The following is a 16,647-nucleotide window of genomic DNA, read 5'->3' as shown; positions in this document are numbered from 1 at the left end:
TTTTATACACTCAGACTCGCTTCAGCATCTGGAATCGGCAATCGTATCGATTGCGCTCGTCTGCCGGGCGTAGCTGCTCTGATACCAGCTGCCAGTCTGATTCAACCAGAGGGAAATACGTATCCCCTTCCAGACTGGCTTCAATACGGGTCAGGTACAGCCGATGTGCCAGCGGCATAAAGGCCGCATATAGCTGGCCCCCACCGATGATCATCACCTCGGCTTCATCCTTCAGCAGTGCCAGGGCTTCGGCCGGAGAGGAAACCAGTTCGGTCCCCGCCGGCGTCTCGCTCAGGCGAGTACTGACGATGACATTACGCCGTCCGGGCAGAGGTTTACCGATGGAGTCGAAGGTGTTACGCCCCATCACCACCGGCTTGCCCAGTGTCGTTTGCTTGAAATAAGCCAAGTCCGCCGGCAGATGCCAGGGCATAAGGTTATCTTTACCGATGACCCGCTCCCGGGTCATCGCCACGATCAACGACACTATCATGAATTATTCCCGGGTATAAACGACATGGCCGTCGTCGTCATCTTCATCCCAGTCATCATCGTCATCGTCAGCCGATTCCGTGTTTTCGGTCAGTGTGGCCTGATGATACTCATCCCACTTGAAGTTAACCGGCTCACGAGCCTCTTCCAGCTCTTTCTGGGTACGCGGATTCTCATCCAGGAAGCCCATCAGCGCCTGAGTCAGCTCCTTGGTACCTTCTTTACCGATGGCACTGATACGGAATACAGGACCCTTCCAGTCCAGAAGCTCGATGACTTTCTGTATAGTGGCTTCGGCTTCGTCTTCCAGCACCAGATCCAGCTTGTTGAATACCAGCCAGCGCGGTTTGGCGGCCAGGGCGTCGCTGTACTGAATCAGTTCATTGACGATGATATCCGCATTGTCTGCCGGATCGGACTCATCCACCGGCAGCACGTCGATCATGTGCAGCAACACCCGACACCGTTCCAGGTGCTTGAGGAAGCGGATACCCAGACCGGCACCATCGGCCGCGCCTTCGATCAAACCGGGAATATCGGCGACTACAAAGCTCTTGTGGCCATCGCAACGTACCACGCCCAGATTAGGCACCAGGGTGGTAAAGGGATAATCGGCAACCTTGGGCTTGGCGGCAGACACGGCGCGGATAAAGGTCGACTTGCCGGCATTGGGCAGGCCCAGCAGACCCACGTCGGCCAGCAACAACAGCTCAAGCAGCAGGTTGCGTATCTCACCCGGTGTACCGTTGGTCTTCTGTCTTGGAGCCCGGTTCACCGAGCTTTTGAAACGCGCGTTGCCCAGGCCGTGAAAACCGCCCTTGGCCACCAGCATTTTCTGGCCGTGACGGGTCATATCGCCCAGGATTTCGCCGGTCATTTCATCTTTGGCGCGGGTACCTACCGGCACCTTCAGCACCAGATCCTGACCACGCTTGCCGGTACAGTTACTGCTGCGACCATTCTCACCCCGTTCGGCACGGTGAAAACGCTCGAAATGATAGTCGATCAGGGTATTGAGGTTTTCGTCGGCCAGCATATAAAGATCGCCGCCATCGCCGCCATCACCGCCGTCGGGTCCCCCATTGGGTATGTATTTCTCTCGGCGGAAACTAACGCAACCATTACCACCATCACCGGCTTCAACCCGGATTTCCGCTTCATCGACAAACTTCATTCTATTGCTCTCCCATTCGTTTCTGAGCGCAGTATATCCGGCTCAAACGCCGAATGTGCTTTTTGTAAAGCAAAAAGCCCCGCCGGTTGGCGGGGCTTTTTCAGTCCTGCTTGCAGCTTACTCAGCTACAATGCTAACGAACTTGCGGTTCTTGGGACCTTTAATCTCAAACTTCACCTTGCCGTCGGCTTTGGCGAACAGAGTGTGATCTTTGCCCAGACCTACGTTGTCGCCGGCGTGAAACTTGGTGCCACGCTGACGAACGATGATGTTGCCCGCCAGGACATTTTCACCGCCAAAACGCTTGACGCCAAGACGTTTGCTTTCTGAATCGCGACCGTTACGAGTTGAGCCGCCTGCTTTTTTATGTGCCATGGAACTTAACTCCCCTCTTAGGCGCTGATACCAGTGATCTTCACTTCAGTGAACCACTGACGATGACCCTGCTGTTTGCGAGAGTGCTTACGACGACGGAACTTGACGATCTTGACTTTTTTGCCACGACCGTGAGCTACGACTTCTGCAATCACTTTGCTGCCGTCGATGTAAGGAACACCAACTTTAACGTCTTCACCTTGAGCAACCATCAACACTTTGTCGAATTCGACAGAAGCGCCAGTTTCAACGTCCAGCTTTTCCAGACGCACCACCTGCCCTTCGGCTACACGGTGCTGTTTTCCGCCGCTTTGGATTACCGCGTACATGATTATAACTCCGATTTTTGGCACTTTTACCCTCTTCGGGCCGTGCACTAAAACTGTTCTACAATGGTCGCGTATTGTACGCAGATTGATATGCCGAGACAAGACCGCAACCATAAAAAAATCAGTCGCACCGGCTTTAAACCCAAAGCCCGGTCGGGTGGCTTTATCCCTTTGACGAATAGTGTAAAATCCTAACATCAATGACTTTAGACTGCATCGTCCGGCTTATAACTTTATGGTAGATATCAACAAGATAAAACAATTGACCGAGCTGGATATGCAATCGGTCAACACGCTGATCATGTCACGACTTCAATCGGATGTGGCCCTGATCAACCAACTCGGCTTCTATATCGTCGGTGCCGGTGGCAAGCGTATGCGCCCCCAACTTACCGTGCTGGCGGCCCGCGCCCTCGGCTATGAAGGCGAGGCTCATATCACCCTCGCGGCCATCATCGAATTTATTCATACCGCCACTCTGTTGCACGACGATGTGGTAGACGAGTCGGATCTGCGTCGGGGCCGAGACACCGCCAACGCGCTGTTTGGCAATGCCGCCAGCGTCCTGGTCGGCGACTTTCTCTATACCCGCGCCTTTCAGATGATGACCGAGCTGGATAACATGAAAATCATGAATATCCTGAGCGACGCCACCAATATCATCGCCGAAGGCGAAGTGCTGCAGTTGATGAACTGTAACGATCCGGACACCACCGAAGACAGCTATATGCAGGTAATCTACTGCAAGACCGCCAAGCTGTTCGAGGCGGCCACCCGGTTGGCCGCCGTACTCACCCATCAGCCGCCCGAAATAGAGCAGGCCATGCTCGACTACGGCAAATACCTGGGCACCGCCTTCCAGCTGGTGGACGACATCATGGACTACAACTCGGATAGCCAGGACATGGGCAAGAACGTGGGTGACGACCTGGCCGAAGGCAAACCGACGCTGCCGTTGCTGCGTGCCATGGCCGTGGGTAATGATGCACAGCGGGAGCGCATCCGTGACGCCATTGCCAACCGAACCGGCATGGAACATCTCGACGAGATAATGACCATACTGTCCGATACCCGGGCACTGGAATACAGCCAGCAGCGTGCTCAGGATGAGGCCAAAAAAGCCATCGACAGCCTGAACATACTGCCCGACTCCGAGCACAAGTCAGCGCTGGTAGCCCTGGCTCATATGGCGGTGGAACGCAGCAGCTAAATGTGAACACAGTACTGTTGCGCCATATTGCACGGATGTAGGCACTGCTTTAGCTGTGCAATATCGCTCGCGATATCTCATATGTCGTCGTATTATCACCTTTATTCGGCGACTCGGGATGGTTTAGTGCATAAGAACCTGCGTTGCAGGTTTTAGCAGCTGAAGCAGCTACTACATTCGTGAACAGATAATAAAAAACGCCAGCCCCATAAGGCTGGCGTTTTTAATAAGCGCTGAGCTTTAAGATCAGGCGTCGAAGGGATGACGCAGAATCATGGTCTCGTCGCGGTCGGGACCGGTAGAAATGATATCTATCGGCACACCGGTCAGCGTTTCGATACGCTTGATATAGTCACGAGCCGCCTGAGGCAGGCCTTCAACCGTCACCACACCAAAGGTATTGTCGCTCCAACCGGGCATGGATTCGTATATCGGCGTCACGGTTTCATAGTCTTCGGCGGCCATCGGCGGCACATCCTTGACCGAACCGTCCGGCATTTTATAGCCGATGCAGATCTTCACTTCTTCCAGACCGTCCAGTACATCCAGCTTGGTCAGACAGAAACCGGAAATGGAATTCACCTGAATGGCGCGCTTGATGGCTACTATATCCAACCAGCCGGTGCGGCGTTTGCGACCGGTAGTGGCACCAAACTCCTGGCCTTTGACGCCCAGATGCTGGCCAACTTCATCGTCCAGCTCGGTCGGGAAAGGACCCGAACCCACGCGTGTTGTATAAGCCTTGATGATACCCAGCACATAATTCAGATAGCAGGGACCAAAGCCGGAGCCGGTCGCCACGCCACCTGCGGTGGTGTTGGATGAGGTCACATAAGGGTAGGTGCCGTGATCGATGTCCAGCAGGGTGCCCTGGGCACCTTCGAACATGATTTTGTCACCGTTGATGCGTGCCTTGTCCAGCACGTCGGTCACGTCCACTACCATGCTGGTCAGCAGATCGGCATAGCCTTTGGCCTGTTCCAGTACGTCCTCATAAGAGACCGCTTCAACACCATAAAAACCGGTGAGCTGGAAATTGTAGTATTCAACAATTTCTTTCAGCTTGACAGCAAAGGTGTCCATGTTGGACAAGTCGCCGACGCGCAAACCGCGACGTGCGACCTTGTCTTCATAGGCCGGACCGATGCCGCGACCGGTGGTGCCGATGGCTTTGGCGCCACGGGCTTCTTCCCGGGCTACGTCCATAGCAACATGATACTGAAGGATCAACGGGCACGCTTCGCTCAGCACCAGGCGCTCGCGCACCGGCAAGCCACTGGCTTCCAGGCCGGCCATTTCTTTCAGTAAGGCTTCCGGCGACAACACCACGCCATTGGCAATGATGCAGGTACAGTTATCGCGCAGAATACCTGATGGAATAAGATGGAGAACGGTTTTTTTACCGTCGATGACCAAGGTATGGCCGGCATTGTGGCCGCCCTGATAACGCACAACATAACGGGCTTTATCAGTCAGAAGATCAACAATCTTCCCCTTGCCTTCGTCACCCCATTGGGTGCCAAGTACAACAACGTTTTGTCCCATTTTTCCTTTCACTAACTGTTAAGTTATTAAAAATGGAGTCTATCAAATTTTGACCAAGGTCGGAACATGATAAGCCAAGCTTTGTGGAAAATGTCAGATAGAAAAAAGCCCGGTTGCCCGGGCTTTTGATTTTACTGAGGTTGTCCCGAAGGATCCTTGAGATAACGGAAGAAATCTCCGTCCGGCTTGAGGATCATCATATCGCCCCCCTGCTCGAAGCTTTTGCGATACGCTTCGAGGCTACGGATAAAGCTGAAGAACTCCGGATCTGCCGAGTAGGCATCCGAATAGATGTTCGCCGCAGACGCATCACCCTGGCCCCGCAGGGTACGTGAATTACGCTGGGCTTCGGCGATCATCACCGTCACCCGACGGTCGGCTTCGGCCTTGATGATCTCGGCCTGCTCACGACCCTGGGATCTGTGTTCACGGGCCACGGCAGTACGCTCGGCTCTCATGCGCTGGTAAATGGAGTTGGACACTTCGGTCGGCAGGTTAATCTGCTTGATCCGTACGTCCACCACCTTGATCCCCAGTTCAGAGGACGACTCCAACAAGCCACGCAAGGCGCTTTCCATCACGTCGCCCCGTTCACCGGACACGATGTCGCGAATGGTGCGACTACCGATTTCGGAGCGCAGGCTGTTGTTGATCCGCCGGCGCAGCAGGCTTTCGGCCTGCAGGCGATTACCACCACCGGTCGCCAGGTAGTAGTTGGCGAAGTTGTCGATGCGCCACTTGACGTAGGAGTCGATGATCAAGTCTTTCTTCTCCGAGGTCACGAAGCGATCCACCTGATCGTCCAGAGTCTGAACACGCGCATCCAGCTTGCGTACCTGATCGATCATCGGCACTTTGAAGTGCAGACCGGGACCGTATACGGTAGGCAGATCCGAGCCCTGCTCCCGCTTCACCTTGCCGAACTGCAGTACTATGCCCCGCTCGCCTTCTACCACCACGAATATCGAGGAGTAGAACACGATGGCAACCAGGGCAAGAACAACGATTAATACTCTTTTCATCGCTTAGTTTCTCCCTGTCGGACGAATGGAACTTCTATCGGAACCGGGTCTGAGTTGTCCACTGTCCTGACTGACAGGAACATTACCGTTCAGATAATCGGAAGTGATGATATTGGGATCGACCCGGGTGGCACGGTTCGCGTTCTGCTCAACCAACTTGTCCAGCGGCAGATACATCAGGTTACTGCTGCCCTCTGGCGTATCCACGATCACCTTGTTGACCTTGCTGTAAATCTCTTCCATGGTTTCCAGATAAATACGGTCGCGGGTCAGCTTGGGTTGCTCCTGATACTGGGGCAGTAACTCACGGAAACGAGCCACCTCACCTTCTGCTCGCAGCGCAATCTGCTCTTTATACGCTTCGGCTTCCTGCAACAGACGCTGCACCTGGCCTCGGGCCTTGGGCTCGATTTCACGGGCATAGGCTTCAGCTTCGCGAATAAAGCGCTGTTCGTCTTCCTGTGCGGCAATCGCATCATCGAAGGCGTCTTTCACTTCTTCCGGCGGACGCGCCGGCAGGAAGTTCAGATCCAGCACCGTCAGACCCAGCTGATAAGGTTCGATAATCTGCTCAAGCAGCTCACGGGTCTCCTGACGAACACGCTCACGACCCACGGTCAGTACATCGTCCATGGTGCTGTGACCCACTACAAAACGCAGGGCACTGTCGAGCGCCTGATGCAGACTGTCGTCCGCATTGGTCACGTTGAACAGATAGTCACGTGGCTCAAGTACCCGATACTGGACATCCATTTCTACGCGAACCAGGTTTTCATCCCGGGTCAGCATAAAACCGGATGCCGGCTGAGAACGCACGGTTTCCACATCCACCGGAAAGACCCGATCGATAAAGGTTGCCTTCCAGCTCAGGCCCGGCTCTACGGTCTGGTAGTAGTTACCGAAACGCAACACCACGCCACGCTGGGCTTCTCCTATGGTATAGAAACCGCTGACCACCCACACCACCACGGCGAGCACCAGACCCACCACAATGCCGAAAGTGCCAACGCCACCACCACCACCGGAGCCGGTACCACTACGACCCAAGAGGCCACCTAACTTATTACTCAGGTTACGAATAACCTGATCCAGATCTGGCGGACCACCCTGTTGCTTGCCGTTATTCCCCCAGGGGTCACGGTCTTTGCCACCATTTCCAGGCTCATTCCAAGCCATTTGTCTCTCCGTCTTTCTGGTTTATAAAAGTAACTTTATCAAGCAATCAATCGCTTATAAAGCGCGCTAGCTGTTCACCTTCCTGTTTGAGCAGTCGATGCCAATCGGCCTGCTGCAACCGGATATCAACCACAAACTCTCCCTGCTCCCCGAACGATTCATTAACAACGCCGTTCATGGCATAGAGTCGACTGCGCAGCCTGGACGCCGATGGCGGCAGGGTCAGTCGATGTTCCACCAGCACCCCGGCCAGCAATTGGTTCAGGGCGTCCAGCAATTCCTCGATACCCAGCGCTTCCTGCGCCGACAACCAGACGGCTCTGGGACTCCCCTGCTCATCCAGCTCGACACGGCTGCTGGGCTGCTCAAGCTTGTCTATCTTGTTGAACACCATCAGCACAGGTATTTCGTCGGCTTCAATCTGTTCGAGCACCGAATTGACTTCGTCGATATTCTCTCGCATCTGCTCATCGGCGCAGTCCACCACGTGCAACAAGAGATCCGCATCGCGGGTTTCCTGTAGCGTGGCCTTGAAAGCGGCAATCAAGTCATGGGGCAGATGGCGGATAAAGCCGACGGTATCGGCCAGGATCACCGAGCCGGCATCGGGCAATTCAACCTTGCGCAGAGTCGGATCCAGGGTGGCAAACAGCTGATCCGCCGCATAGACCCCGGCCTGAGTGATTCTATTGAACAACGTCGACTTGCCGGCGTTGGTATACCCCACCAGCGACAGGGTCGGGATCTCGTTACGCTTGCGCGCACGCCGGCCCTGCTCACGCTGGCGGGACACTTTTTCCAGTCGTTTCTGAATATACTTGATGCGCTCACGCAGCAAACGACGGTCGGTTTCCAGCTGGGTTTCCCCTGGGCCACGCAGGCCGATACCACCTTTTTGACGCTCCAGATGGGTCCACCCCCTGATCAGTCGGGTCGACAGATGGCGCAACTGGGCCAGCTCGACCTGCAGCTTGCCTTCGTGGGTACGAGCCCGCTGGGCAAAAATATCCAGGATAAGACCGGTACGGTCCAGCACCCGACATTTTACTTCCCGCTCCAGGTTACGTTCCTGGGCCGGGCTCAGGCTATGGTTGAATATCACCACATCGGCCTGATGCATCTGCACCAGTGCCGCCAGCTCGTCTACTTTGCCGGTACCGATAAAAAATTTTGGCTGGGGCGAAGCCCGGCTGCCCGTAAGCACCGCGCAGGTCGTTACCCCCGCGGAGTCGGCCAGTAGCTCCAGCTCTTCAAGATCTTCCCGTTCACTGTCGTCCGAAAAATTGACATGAACCAGAATGGCGGACTCGCCACCTTGATAACGCTCAAACAAGGTGCGTCCTCCATCTTTCAGAACATGCGCGCGGCAAGAGGCTGCAATAGGGCAGTAAAGAATGGTGAATCAAGATCAACCCTGGTCCTGTTCCGGTTCGGCGGGTTCTGCACCACCGGTTGGCGGCGTCACTAAGTGCACCGGCCGGGCGGGTACCACGGTCGAAATGGCATGCTTGTACACCATCTGACTAACGGTATTTTTAAGCAGAATAACGAATTGGTCGAATGACTCTACCTGTCCCTGCAACTTGATGCCATTCACCAGATAAATAGAGACTGGGACCCGCTCTCGTCGCAGCGCATTCAGAAACGGGTCCTGCAAAGATTGTCCCTTAGCCATCTTGTTGTCCTTATCTTTTGTCATTATGAAAATTGTTATTGTTGTCTTTCGTTTTGGGCCTGCCTGACCTGTTCAATCACGTCATGACAAACCTCTTTATTATTGGTATCCAGCCATTGCAGATCTGGCCATCCCCTGAGCCAGGTCAGCTGCCGCTTGGCCAACTGGCGGGTGGCGGCAATACCGCGTTCCACCATTTCATCATAGCCGACAACCCCGTTCAGGTAATCCCACATCTGTCGATAGCCGACACAACGAATAGACGGCAGATCGGGGTGCAAATCACCTCGCTCATGGAGCGTCCGAACCTCCTGTTCGAAGCCCTGAGACAGCATCAGCCGAAAACGTTCGGCAATACGCCGATGCAGCTCGGCCCGATCGCTGGGTGCAATCGCAAACTGTAACACTTTGTAAGGCAAGGGATCACCCTTGCTCTGCGTTAATTCTGTGAGCGTTTTACCGGAAATACGAAAAACCTCCAGCGCCCGGGACAGCCGCTGGGGATCGTTGGGGTGAATTCGCGCCGCCGCCACCGGATCGAGTTCGGCCAGCTGATCGTGCAGGGTGTTCCAGCCATGTTGCCGGGCCTCGGATTCAATTTGAGCTCTCACCATGGCATCGGCACTAGGCAAGGGCGATAGCCCCTCCAGCAAGGCCTTGAAATACAGCATGGTGCCGCCGACCAGCAGCGGAATGCGGCCGGCCGCCGAAATTTCGGCCATGGCCGACAGAGCATCGCGCCGAAAATCGGCGGCAGAATAGGCCTCTTTGGGATCCAGCAAGTCGATCAGCCGATGGGGGGTCGTGGCCAGCTCGTCGGCCGTGGGCTTGGCGGTACCGATATCCATGCCCTTGTACACCAGCGCCGAATCGACGCTGATCAGCTCACAAGGCAGCTCCCGGCACAGTTCCATGGCCAGGCTGGTTTTGCCCGAGGCCGTGGGACCCATCAAAAATATTGCAAGGGGTTCAGTCCCCATCTATCCACCTGTCTAGTTGTTGCTCTATCGCCACCGGCTGCAGAAAGGGTACTTCATCCGGCATGTCCGGCAAGGTCGGCTGCAGTTGCTGCCACAAGGCCATCGCCTCGGTCATGGACCATCGTTGTCGGTCAGAGTTCCCCTGTTCGGCCAGCCACTGGCAAAGGACCCATGGCTCTGCATCCCGATCCAGCCACGCCAGTAATTCCGGAAAAAGACGGGCCAGATCCGCATGACGCAGCGGTTGCGGCACCCGGGTCAGAATAATGGTGCCGCTGGCACCGTTTTTCAACTCCAGCCCTAATTTTTGCAGCTGCACCTGATGCCGTTCCAGTGCCGTTTGCTGCTCCGAATCGAGGGCAAGTCGAATGGGCAGCAACAGCGGCTGCGGGGTCAGCCCCTGTTGCCAGACCTCGAACAAAGCCAGTCCATCGGCGTAGGCGCGAGCCCGGTTGAGATCACAGAGCCAGAGGCCTTGCCGATGCAGCACCACCAGCCCTCGCTCCTTGATCAGCAGCAACGGCTGACCATGCTCCAGGCTCGGTACATTCGCCGTCTGCGATGCGGCCGTGTCGGCACTCTGTGAAGGTGAGTGGTGTGAAGGGACCGGGTGTGTCGGTGACTGATGTGTGGGGGTCAACGTGGTCAGCAGGCTATCGATACCCTGCCATTCACCGCGGCTGACTGCACCCGGCCGAGACTCACGCGCCGACATACCGCCACCATAGCCATGACGGGGAGCCTGATAACTGACCGGCTCGCGAGGGGTGTCCGGGTACTCGGATCGTGATGTCGTCGCCTGGTGAGGTTCATCCACTTCGCCGGTGTCGGTATCGACCCTTGGTTGCTGTAGCTGTTGCCGCTCCAGTACCTGCAGCAGCACCTGGCAGATAAAGTCGTGCACCAGCCGGGACTGATGAAAACGCACCTCGTGCTTGGCCGGATGCACATTCACATCCACTTCTCGCGCATCCAGCTCCAGATAAAGCACAAAGGCCGCATGCCCCTCGGCAGGCAGTCGATCGCCATAGGCCTGACGCACCGCATGATTGAGCAGTTTGTCTCTCATCATGCGGCCATTCACATAGGTATATTGCACATCCGGCTGAGCCCGGGCCGCGCTCGGTGGCGCCAGCCAGCCCCATAACCGCAGGCCATGATGCTCGCTGTCGAGCTTCAGCGCCGAATTCATGAAGGCCGGACCACACACCGCCGCCAGCCGTTTATCCTGCTGGGACGGCAACCGACCCGCCCGATACTGGCGCACCTGCTTGCCGTTATGGCGCAACACCAGATCGACGTCGAAGCGACTCAGGGCAATGCGGCGGATCACCTCATCGATATGACTGAATTCGGTTTTTTCGGTACGCATGAACTTGCGCCGCGCCGGGGTATTGAAAAACAGATCGCTCGCTTCCAGGGTGGTGCCCTGGGGGTGTGACGCAGGCTGAAGCTTGACCTCCATATCCCGGCCTGAAGCCATCGCCTGCCAGGCCTCGCTTTGTTCGGCGGGTCTGGAGGTCAGCGTCAGCCGCGACACCGAGCTGATGGAGGCCAGGGCCTCGCCGCGAAAGCCCAGACTCAAGATCTGTTCCAGATCTTCCAGAGTACTGACCTTGGAAGTGGCGTGGCGCGATAACGCCAGTGTCAGTTCGTCCTTGCCGATACCGCAGCCGTTGTCGCGGATGCGGATCAGCTTGGCGCCGCCCTTCTCGATATCCACCTCGATACGGGTGGCCCCCGCATCGAGGCTGTTTTCCACCAGCTCTTTCACCACCGAAGCCGGTCGTTCCACCACTTCACCGGCGGCAATCTGGTTGGCCAGCCGGGCCGGCAGTATCTGAATTGGCATATCAGCTCCCGGGAATATCCAGCACCTGGCCGATGCGAACCACATCGGACTTCAGGCTATTGTGCCCTTTCAGCCGGCTGACGCTAACGCCGTAACGCTGGGCGATCAGTGACAGGCTCTCACCGGTTTGTACCTTGTGCTGACGCGCAGGCCCGGATGCCTGACTGGCCACCATGGGGCCACTGGGCCGGTTTTGTCGATAATAGGATTTCACCCCGTTGAATACCGCCTGAGACACCTTCTGCTGGTGTGATGCGCTGAGCAACAGACGCTCTTCCTCCGGGTTGGAAATGAAACCCGCCTCTATCAGCAGCGAGGGGATGTCCGGCGACTTGAGCACCGCCAGGCTGGCATGCTCCGGCTTGCTCTTGTGCAACCTCACCACCTTGCCCATAGCAGACAGAATATGCTCGCTGATGGCGTAACTGTCGGCCCGGGACTTATCCATCGACAAATCGAGGAAGGTACGGGTCAGATAAGGGTTGCCGTCGGTCTGGGAGATCACCTCGCCCACCCCGCCAAGAAGCTCCGATTGACGCTCTTGCTTTTCCAGCCAGCCGGCCATCTCCCGGTTGGCCCGGTTGGATGACAACACCCAGACCGAGGCGCCGCGAGGGCCGCTGTTGGCCACGCTGTCCGCATGAATGGACAACAGCAAATCGGCCTTGCCTTTGCGGGCAATATCGGAGCGTCGGTTGAGGTTAACGTAATAATCTCCGGTACGTGTCAGCACCGCCCGCATACCCGGCTCTTTGTTGATGAGGTCGGCCAGACGGCGGGAAATGGCGAGGGTAATGTGTTTTTCCCGGTTTTTCTTCGGCCCTATGGCTCCCGGATCCTCTCCGCCGTGCCCCGGATCGATGGCGATGACAATTTCCCTCTGCCCGACCGGAGCGGCCTTGCGCACGACCGGCTGCGGGGCCCGGCTCTGATCGGCATAAGGCAGATCGATCACCAGTCGATGGCCGTAGTCACCGGCCGGAGCCAGCGGAAAGACCACCGGCTTGACCCCGGACTTCAGCTCGAAGACCAGGCGATAACTGCTTGCCACCGGAGGTTTGCTGCTTCGAATCCTGGTGATCAGTTCGCTGTTATTGTTAATGGCGGTAAATTTGACCCGGCTCTGGGTCTGGCTCAGGTCCACCACCAGCCGATGAGGACCATTGAGCATAAAATACTCATAGGCTGGCGCCGTCCCCATATCGAGCACGATGCGGGTGTTCTCCGGCGACGGCCAGATGCGGATGCTTTCAAGCTGGTTTGCCCATGCCGATACGCTGAACCACAAACAGAAAAATGCCAGTATCGACTTCACGTTTTTATTTTCTCCAGTAACGCCGCGCCAGCCGGGGTGTGGGCTTCCATTAATGCCTGTCGTTGTTCGCCCTGATAGCGCAGTGTCACTTCCAGATCTGCCGATGGCAGCATGCCATTACCTCGTTGTGGCCACTCCACCAGACAGAGGCTGTCGGGGGTAAAGTAATCACGAATTCCCATGTATTCCAGCTCTTCCGGGTCGGCCAGACGATACAAGTCGAAATGATAGACCTGCCAGCCCCCCACCTGATAGGGCTCTACCAGAGTGTAGGTCGGGCTTTTCACTTTTCCTTCATGGCCCAGGGCCTGGATAATTCCTCGGCTCAGGGTGGTTTTACCCGCCCCCAGCTCACCATGCAGAAAAATAATGAGCGCCTCGCAACAGGATTGCGCCAGTTTTTTACCCAACGCCAGGGTCTCTTGCTCATCGGCAAGCGTCAGGGTCCAAGTGTTTGTTGTCATGTTCATCATCTTGATTAATAAGACTTCTGAGTGGAGAGAATAAATCCGATGCCAATAATCCGAGCATACCGCCATCTTTGGCGGCACTGTCACCGGCCAGGCCATGAAGACACACCGCCACCGAGGCAGCATTAAAGGGAGTCAGCCCCTGGGCCATAAAGGCACCGATTATACCAGATAACAAATCGCCCATCCCGCCCGACGCCATGCCGGGATTACCATAATGACATAATCTGACATGTCCCTCATCCGCGATCAGAGTGCCGGCGCCTTTCAATACCACTACACCACCGTATTGTTGCTGAATGGCTCGCACCGCCGCCAGCCTGTCCGCCTCGATCTCGGAGGTCTTGCAGCCCAGAAGCATCGCCGCCTCACCCGGATGGGGCGTCAGTACCCGGTTATCGGTTAGCGGCCCGTCGTCTCGACGACGGGCCAGCCACCAGAGCCCATCCGCATCAATGACCATCGGCTTGTCTGCCTCAAGCGCGGCTTTGAGTGCCGCCTCAAACAGATCATGAGCCCAGACATCTCGTCCCAGTCCCGGCCCCAGCACCAGGGCATCACTCCAGTGCCAGTCGTCAAATTCCGGAAAAGCCGCCGTCATCAGCTCGGGTCGCTGCAGATTAAGCAGATGAACATGCGCCGGATGACTGAGCAGACGCACCAGCCCGGTGGCGCAACGCAAGGCGGCTTCACCTGCCAGCCGGACGGCGCCGTTCATGCCGGCATTGCCGCCGGCAACCAGCAAGCGTCCGGCTTCACCCTTGTGAGCACCGCGTCGTCGCTTGGGCAGTTGCCGTCGCAGCTGATCCCAGTGCATTAAGCTGGCTACCGGTGTCTGTTGCAGGCGGGGCTGAATGCCCAGGCTCGCCAGCAGTACCCGGCCGGTAACATCGGGCCCGCGTCCGGTCAGTAGTCCGGGTTTCAACCCGACAAAAGACAGCGTCATGCTGGCCTCGACCGCCACTCCCAGTATCCGGCCGGTATCGGCGCAGAGCCCGGAGGGCAAGTCCACCGCCAGCACCGGAGCTTGCGTTTGATTGATAAGCTGGATATGACATCGGGCGCTTTCTCTTACGTCACCGCTAAGACCGGTACCGAGCAAGGCATCGATGATCAGATCCGGTGCGTCCTGCAGCGCGTTCAAACTTTCGATGGCGCCGCCATCGGCCCGGTAATGATCCCGGGCGGTGGCCGCATCTCCGCTCAGCCGCTCGGCGTCACCCATTTGCACCAGTTGCACCCGAATGCCGGCCGCCCGGGCCAGCCGGGCCACCACATAGCCGTCACCGCCGTTATTGCCGCTGCCGGTAAACACCCACCAGTGCCGGGCGTCGGGCCAGCGGGCACGGGCCTGCTCGAATACCGCCAGCCCCGCCCGGGTCATCAGTTCGAACATCGCCATGCCACAGGCCGCTGCCGCCTGCCGCTCTCCGGCCCGGATCTGCTCCGATGTCCACAGCGACTGTGTTAAACTGTGAGGCTTTTCCAGACCGATAATGCCCATGACCGCTCCCGACTTTGAGACTTTGGCTCACGATATCAAGCTCTGGGCAGCAGAGCTAGGCTTTGACCAGGTGGGTATTACCGATACCGATCTCACCGAGCATGAGCCGCTGCTGGCCGACTGGCTGGACAAGGGCCATCACGGTGAAATGGACTATATGGCCCGCCACGGCATGATGCGTGCCCGCCCCCATGAACTGCTGCCCGGCACCCTGAGAGTCATCTCGGTGCGCATGAACTATCTGCCGGAGCAGGCCGCCATCGCCCGGGTGCTGAGCAACCCGGATCAGGGCTATATCAGCCGATATGCCCTGGGCCGTGACTATCACAAGGTGCTGCGCCAGCGTCTGAAGAAGCTGGCCGATAAAATCGAGCTGCGAGCAAGCGACCTGGTGGCCCGCCCCTTCGTCGACTCGGCGCCGGTGCTGGAACGGCCGCTGGCGGCCAAGGCCGGCCTCGGCTGGACCGGCAAGCACTCGCTGCTGCTCAACCGCCAGCAAGGCTCCTTTTTCTTTCTCGGCGAATTACTGGTCAACCTGCCCCTGCCCACCGACCAGCCGGTGGAAGAAGGCTGCGGCAAATGCGTGGCCTGTATCACCGCCTGCCCCACCGGTGCCATCGTCGCCCCCTATGTGGTGGATGCCCGTCGCTGTATCTCCTATCTCACCATAGAGCTGGACGGCCCCATACCGGAAGATCTTCGCCCGCTGATGGGTAACCGCATCTACGGCTGTGACGACTGTCAGCTGATCTGTCCCTGGAATCGCTTCGCCGATGCCAGCCAGGAACCGGACTTTGCCGCCCGTGACAATCTGCATGCCCCCGAGTTGCTGGCGTTGTTCGACTGGAGTGAAGCCCACTTCCTCAAGCAGACCGAAGGCAGTCCCATCCGGCGCATCGGCCACCGACGCTGGCTGCGCAATATCGCCATCGCGCTGGGCAATGCCCCGGCCAGTCCGGCCATCATCGACGCTCTGGAGCAGAAACGGGAACGGGAAGAAGTAGATGAGATGGTGCAGGAGCATATCGACTGGGCCCTTGCCCGGCAGCGGGAAGGTCTGGCGCAGGTAGACCGCAAGACGGAACGCCTGATCCGGGCAGTGGACAAGGGCATGCCCAAACATGCCCGCTGATGATACGCTGATACATCGGCCAAAGGGCCCGCTCCGACGACCCGCTCAAGCACCTCCCTGTGACGCTCAGCACATGACGTCCGACCGCCATGGACGGCGGGAGTGCCAACATTGCAGGAGCTTTTGTTGGCCCTGTCATGTGACGGTCGCCGGAGCAGATCCCTTTGTCCTCCCTCAAGCTCAGGCGTCGCCTGTTGCATTGTCATCAGCGAGCTCAGCGTCAAGAAGAGGCGACAGGGATTGCCGCCACCGACCGTCACATGCCATGGATGGCATGTGCGAGCTTACATGGATGTATTCATAGCGTGTCGGAGGCGGCGGCCCTGTTGCCTCTTTATGCAGCGAGCCGATTTGTGACCAAGAAATTTATAGATAGAAAGACAAATACAAAAAAAA

The 16,647-nt window shown here is 57.2% G+C and carries 17 protein-coding genes; 3 read left to right on the top strand and 14 right to left on the bottom strand.

Features of this window, described 5'->3' with window-relative positions; genetic code table 11:
* Window positions 1-10: 10 nt before the first annotated feature.
* The 4 genes from folA to rplU all read right to left on the bottom strand — a co-directional run bounded on the left by folA (window position 11) and on the right by rplU (window position 2,370).
* Window positions 11-493 carry a type 3 dihydrofolate reductase gene (folA, locus tag UN63_RS13540; protein WP_181068249.1) on the bottom strand — a complete coding sequence of 161 codons (483 nt, stop codon included), beginning with the start codon at window positions 491-493 and terminating at the stop codon, window positions 11-13.
* A gap of 3 nt (window positions 494-496) precedes the next feature.
* Window positions 497-1,666 (bottom strand): Obg family GTPase CgtA, encoded by a 1,170-nt coding sequence (gene cgtA / locus UN63_RS13535; protein WP_104487428.1) that lies wholly within the window; start codon window positions 1,664-1,666, stop codon window positions 497-499.
* Window positions 1,667-1,783: 117 nt separating this feature from the next.
* Entirely contained in the window at window positions 1,784-2,041 is a 258-nt protein-coding gene (gene rpmA, locus UN63_RS13530) for a 50S ribosomal protein L27 (protein WP_104487426.1), read from the bottom strand.
* A 17-nt stretch (window positions 2,042-2,058) separates the two neighbouring features.
* Complete coding sequence (gene rplU, locus UN63_RS13525; protein WP_104487424.1) at window positions 2,059-2,370, bottom strand: 50S ribosomal protein L21; 312 nt, start codon at window positions 2,368-2,370, stop codon at window positions 2,059-2,061.
* Window positions 2,371-2,605: 235 nt separating this feature from the next.
* Here rplU and ispB point away from each other — a divergent pair, with 235 nt between their 5' ends.
* Window positions 2,606-3,580 carry an octaprenyl diphosphate synthase gene (gene ispB, locus UN63_RS13520; RefSeq protein WP_104487421.1) on the top strand — a complete coding sequence of 325 codons (975 nt, stop codon included), beginning with the start codon at window positions 2,606-2,608 and terminating at the stop codon, window positions 3,578-3,580.
* Between the two features lie 246 nt (window positions 3,581-3,826).
* On the opposite strand, the gene UN63_RS13515 is transcribed toward ispB, so the two are convergent.
* The 10 genes from UN63_RS13515 to UN63_RS13470 form a co-directional block, all read right to left on the bottom strand.
* On the bottom strand, window positions 3,827-5,125 hold the full coding sequence (locus UN63_RS13515) for an adenylosuccinate synthase (protein WP_104487419.1): 1,299 nt from the start codon (window positions 5,123-5,125) through the stop codon (window positions 3,827-3,829).
* Window positions 5,126-5,256: 131 nt separating this feature from the next.
* A complete protein-coding gene (hflC, locus tag UN63_RS13510; protein WP_104487416.1) occupies window positions 5,257-6,147 on the bottom strand; it encodes a protease modulator HflC in 891 nt (296 codons plus the stop codon).
* Window positions 6,148-6,150: 3 nt separating this feature from the next.
* Complete coding sequence (gene hflK / locus UN63_RS13505; protein ID WP_104487414.1) at window positions 6,151-7,323, bottom strand: FtsH protease activity modulator HflK; 1,173 nt, start codon at window positions 7,321-7,323, stop codon at window positions 6,151-6,153.
* Window positions 7,324-7,369: 46 nt separating this feature from the next.
* Window positions 7,370-8,656: a ribosome rescue GTPase HflX gene (hflX, locus tag UN63_RS13500; protein ID WP_104487412.1), complete on the bottom strand. Its 1,287-nt coding sequence runs from the start codon at window positions 8,654-8,656 to the stop codon at window positions 7,370-7,372.
* A 75-nt stretch (window positions 8,657-8,731) separates the two neighbouring features.
* On the bottom strand, window positions 8,732-8,998 hold the full coding sequence (hfq, locus tag UN63_RS13495; protein WP_104487410.1) for an RNA chaperone Hfq: 267 nt from the start codon (window positions 8,996-8,998) through the stop codon (window positions 8,732-8,734).
* Between the two features lie 35 nt (window positions 8,999-9,033).
* Window positions 9,034-9,978: a tRNA (adenosine(37)-N6)-dimethylallyltransferase MiaA gene (gene miaA / locus UN63_RS13490; protein WP_104487407.1), complete on the bottom strand. Its 945-nt coding sequence runs from the start codon at window positions 9,976-9,978 to the stop codon at window positions 9,034-9,036.
* Window positions 9,968-11,830 carry a DNA mismatch repair endonuclease MutL gene (mutL, locus tag UN63_RS13485; RefSeq protein WP_104487405.1) on the bottom strand — a complete coding sequence of 621 codons (1,863 nt, stop codon included), beginning with the start codon at window positions 11,828-11,830 and terminating at the stop codon, window positions 9,968-9,970. The genes miaA and mutL overlap by 11 nt, the downstream gene beginning before the upstream one ends.
* A gap of 1 nt (window position 11,831) precedes the next feature.
* Entirely contained in the window at window positions 11,832-13,145 is a 1,314-nt protein-coding gene (locus tag UN63_RS13480; RefSeq protein ID WP_104487403.1) for an N-acetylmuramoyl-L-alanine amidase, read from the bottom strand.
* Complete coding sequence (gene tsaE / locus UN63_RS13475; RefSeq protein WP_104487401.1) at window positions 13,142-13,609, bottom strand: tRNA (adenosine(37)-N6)-threonylcarbamoyltransferase complex ATPase subunit type 1 TsaE; 468 nt, start codon at window positions 13,607-13,609, stop codon at window positions 13,142-13,144. The genes UN63_RS13480 and tsaE overlap by 4 nt, the downstream gene beginning before the upstream one ends.
* Window positions 13,572-15,119 (bottom strand): NAD(P)H-hydrate dehydratase, encoded by a 1,548-nt coding sequence (locus tag UN63_RS13470; RefSeq protein ID WP_104487398.1) that lies wholly within the window; start codon window positions 15,117-15,119, stop codon window positions 13,572-13,574. The genes tsaE and UN63_RS13470 overlap by 38 nt, the downstream gene beginning before the upstream one ends.
* Here UN63_RS13470 and queG point away from each other — a divergent pair.
* Both queG and UN63_RS17240 read left to right on the top strand, forming a co-directional pair.
* Window positions 15,118-16,251, top strand: coding sequence for a tRNA epoxyqueuosine(34) reductase QueG (gene queG, locus UN63_RS13465; RefSeq protein WP_104487452.1), 1,134 nt, complete (start codon window positions 15,118-15,120; stop codon window positions 16,249-16,251). The two genes, UN63_RS13470 and queG, sit on opposite strands and share 2 nt — an antisense overlap.
* Before the next feature lie 164 nt (window positions 16,252-16,415).
* On the top strand, window positions 16,416-16,647 hold a 232-nt coding region (locus tag UN63_RS17240), incomplete at its 3' end, for a hypothetical protein (protein ID WP_219821173.1).

The organism is Oceanisphaera arctica (assembly GCF_002936955.1).
In the GTDB taxonomy this organism is placed as follows: domain Bacteria; phylum Pseudomonadota; class Gammaproteobacteria; order Enterobacterales; family Aeromonadaceae; genus Oceanimonas; species Oceanimonas arctica.
Note: the sequence above shows the minus strand (reverse complement) of the source record. Positions and strands in the feature narration are given on the sequence as shown.

Coding starts and splice junctions, on each gene's coding strand:
- hflK (WP_104487414.1), bottom strand. CDS start 7,323: ATGGCTTGGAATGAGCCTGGAAATGGTGGCAAAGACCGTGACCCCTGG.
- hfq (WP_104487410.1), bottom strand. CDS start 8,998: ATGGCTAAGGGACAATCTTTGCAGGACCCGTTTCTGAATGCGCTGCGA.
- UN63_RS13470 (WP_104487398.1), bottom strand. CDS start 15,119: ATGGGCATTATCGGTCTGGAAAAGCCTCACAGTTTAACACAGTCGCTG.
- rplU (WP_104487424.1), bottom strand. CDS start 2,370: ATGTACGCGGTAATCCAAAGCGGCGGAAAACAGCACCGTGTAGCCGAA.
- folA (WP_181068249.1), bottom strand. CDS start 493: ATGATAGTGTCGTTGATCGTGGCGATGACCCGGGAGCGGGTCATCGGT.
- miaA (WP_104487407.1), bottom strand. CDS start 9,978: ATGGGGACTGAACCCCTTGCAATATTTTTGATGGGTCCCACGGCCTCG.
- ispB (WP_104487421.1), top strand. CDS start 2,606: ATGGTAGATATCAACAAGATAAAACAATTGACCGAGCTGGATATGCAA.
- cgtA (WP_104487428.1), bottom strand. CDS start 1,666: ATGAAGTTTGTCGATGAAGCGGAAATCCGGGTTGAAGCCGGTGATGGT.
- tsaE (WP_104487401.1), bottom strand. CDS start 13,609: ATGACAACAAACACTTGGACCCTGACGCTTGCCGATGAGCAAGAGACC.
- hflC (WP_104487416.1), bottom strand. CDS start 6,147: ATGAAAAGAGTATTAATCGTTGTTCTTGCCCTGGTTGCCATCGTGTTC.
- mutL (WP_104487405.1), bottom strand. CDS start 11,830: ATGCCAATTCAGATACTGCCGGCCCGGCTGGCCAACCAGATTGCCGCC.
- UN63_RS13515 (WP_104487419.1), bottom strand. CDS start 5,125: ATGGGACAAAACGTTGTTGTACTTGGCACCCAATGGGGTGACGAAGGC.
- queG (WP_104487452.1), top strand. CDS start 15,118: ATGACCGCTCCCGACTTTGAGACTTTGGCTCACGATATCAAGCTCTGG.
- rpmA (WP_104487426.1), bottom strand. CDS start 2,041: ATGGCACATAAAAAAGCAGGCGGCTCAACTCGTAACGGTCGCGATTCA.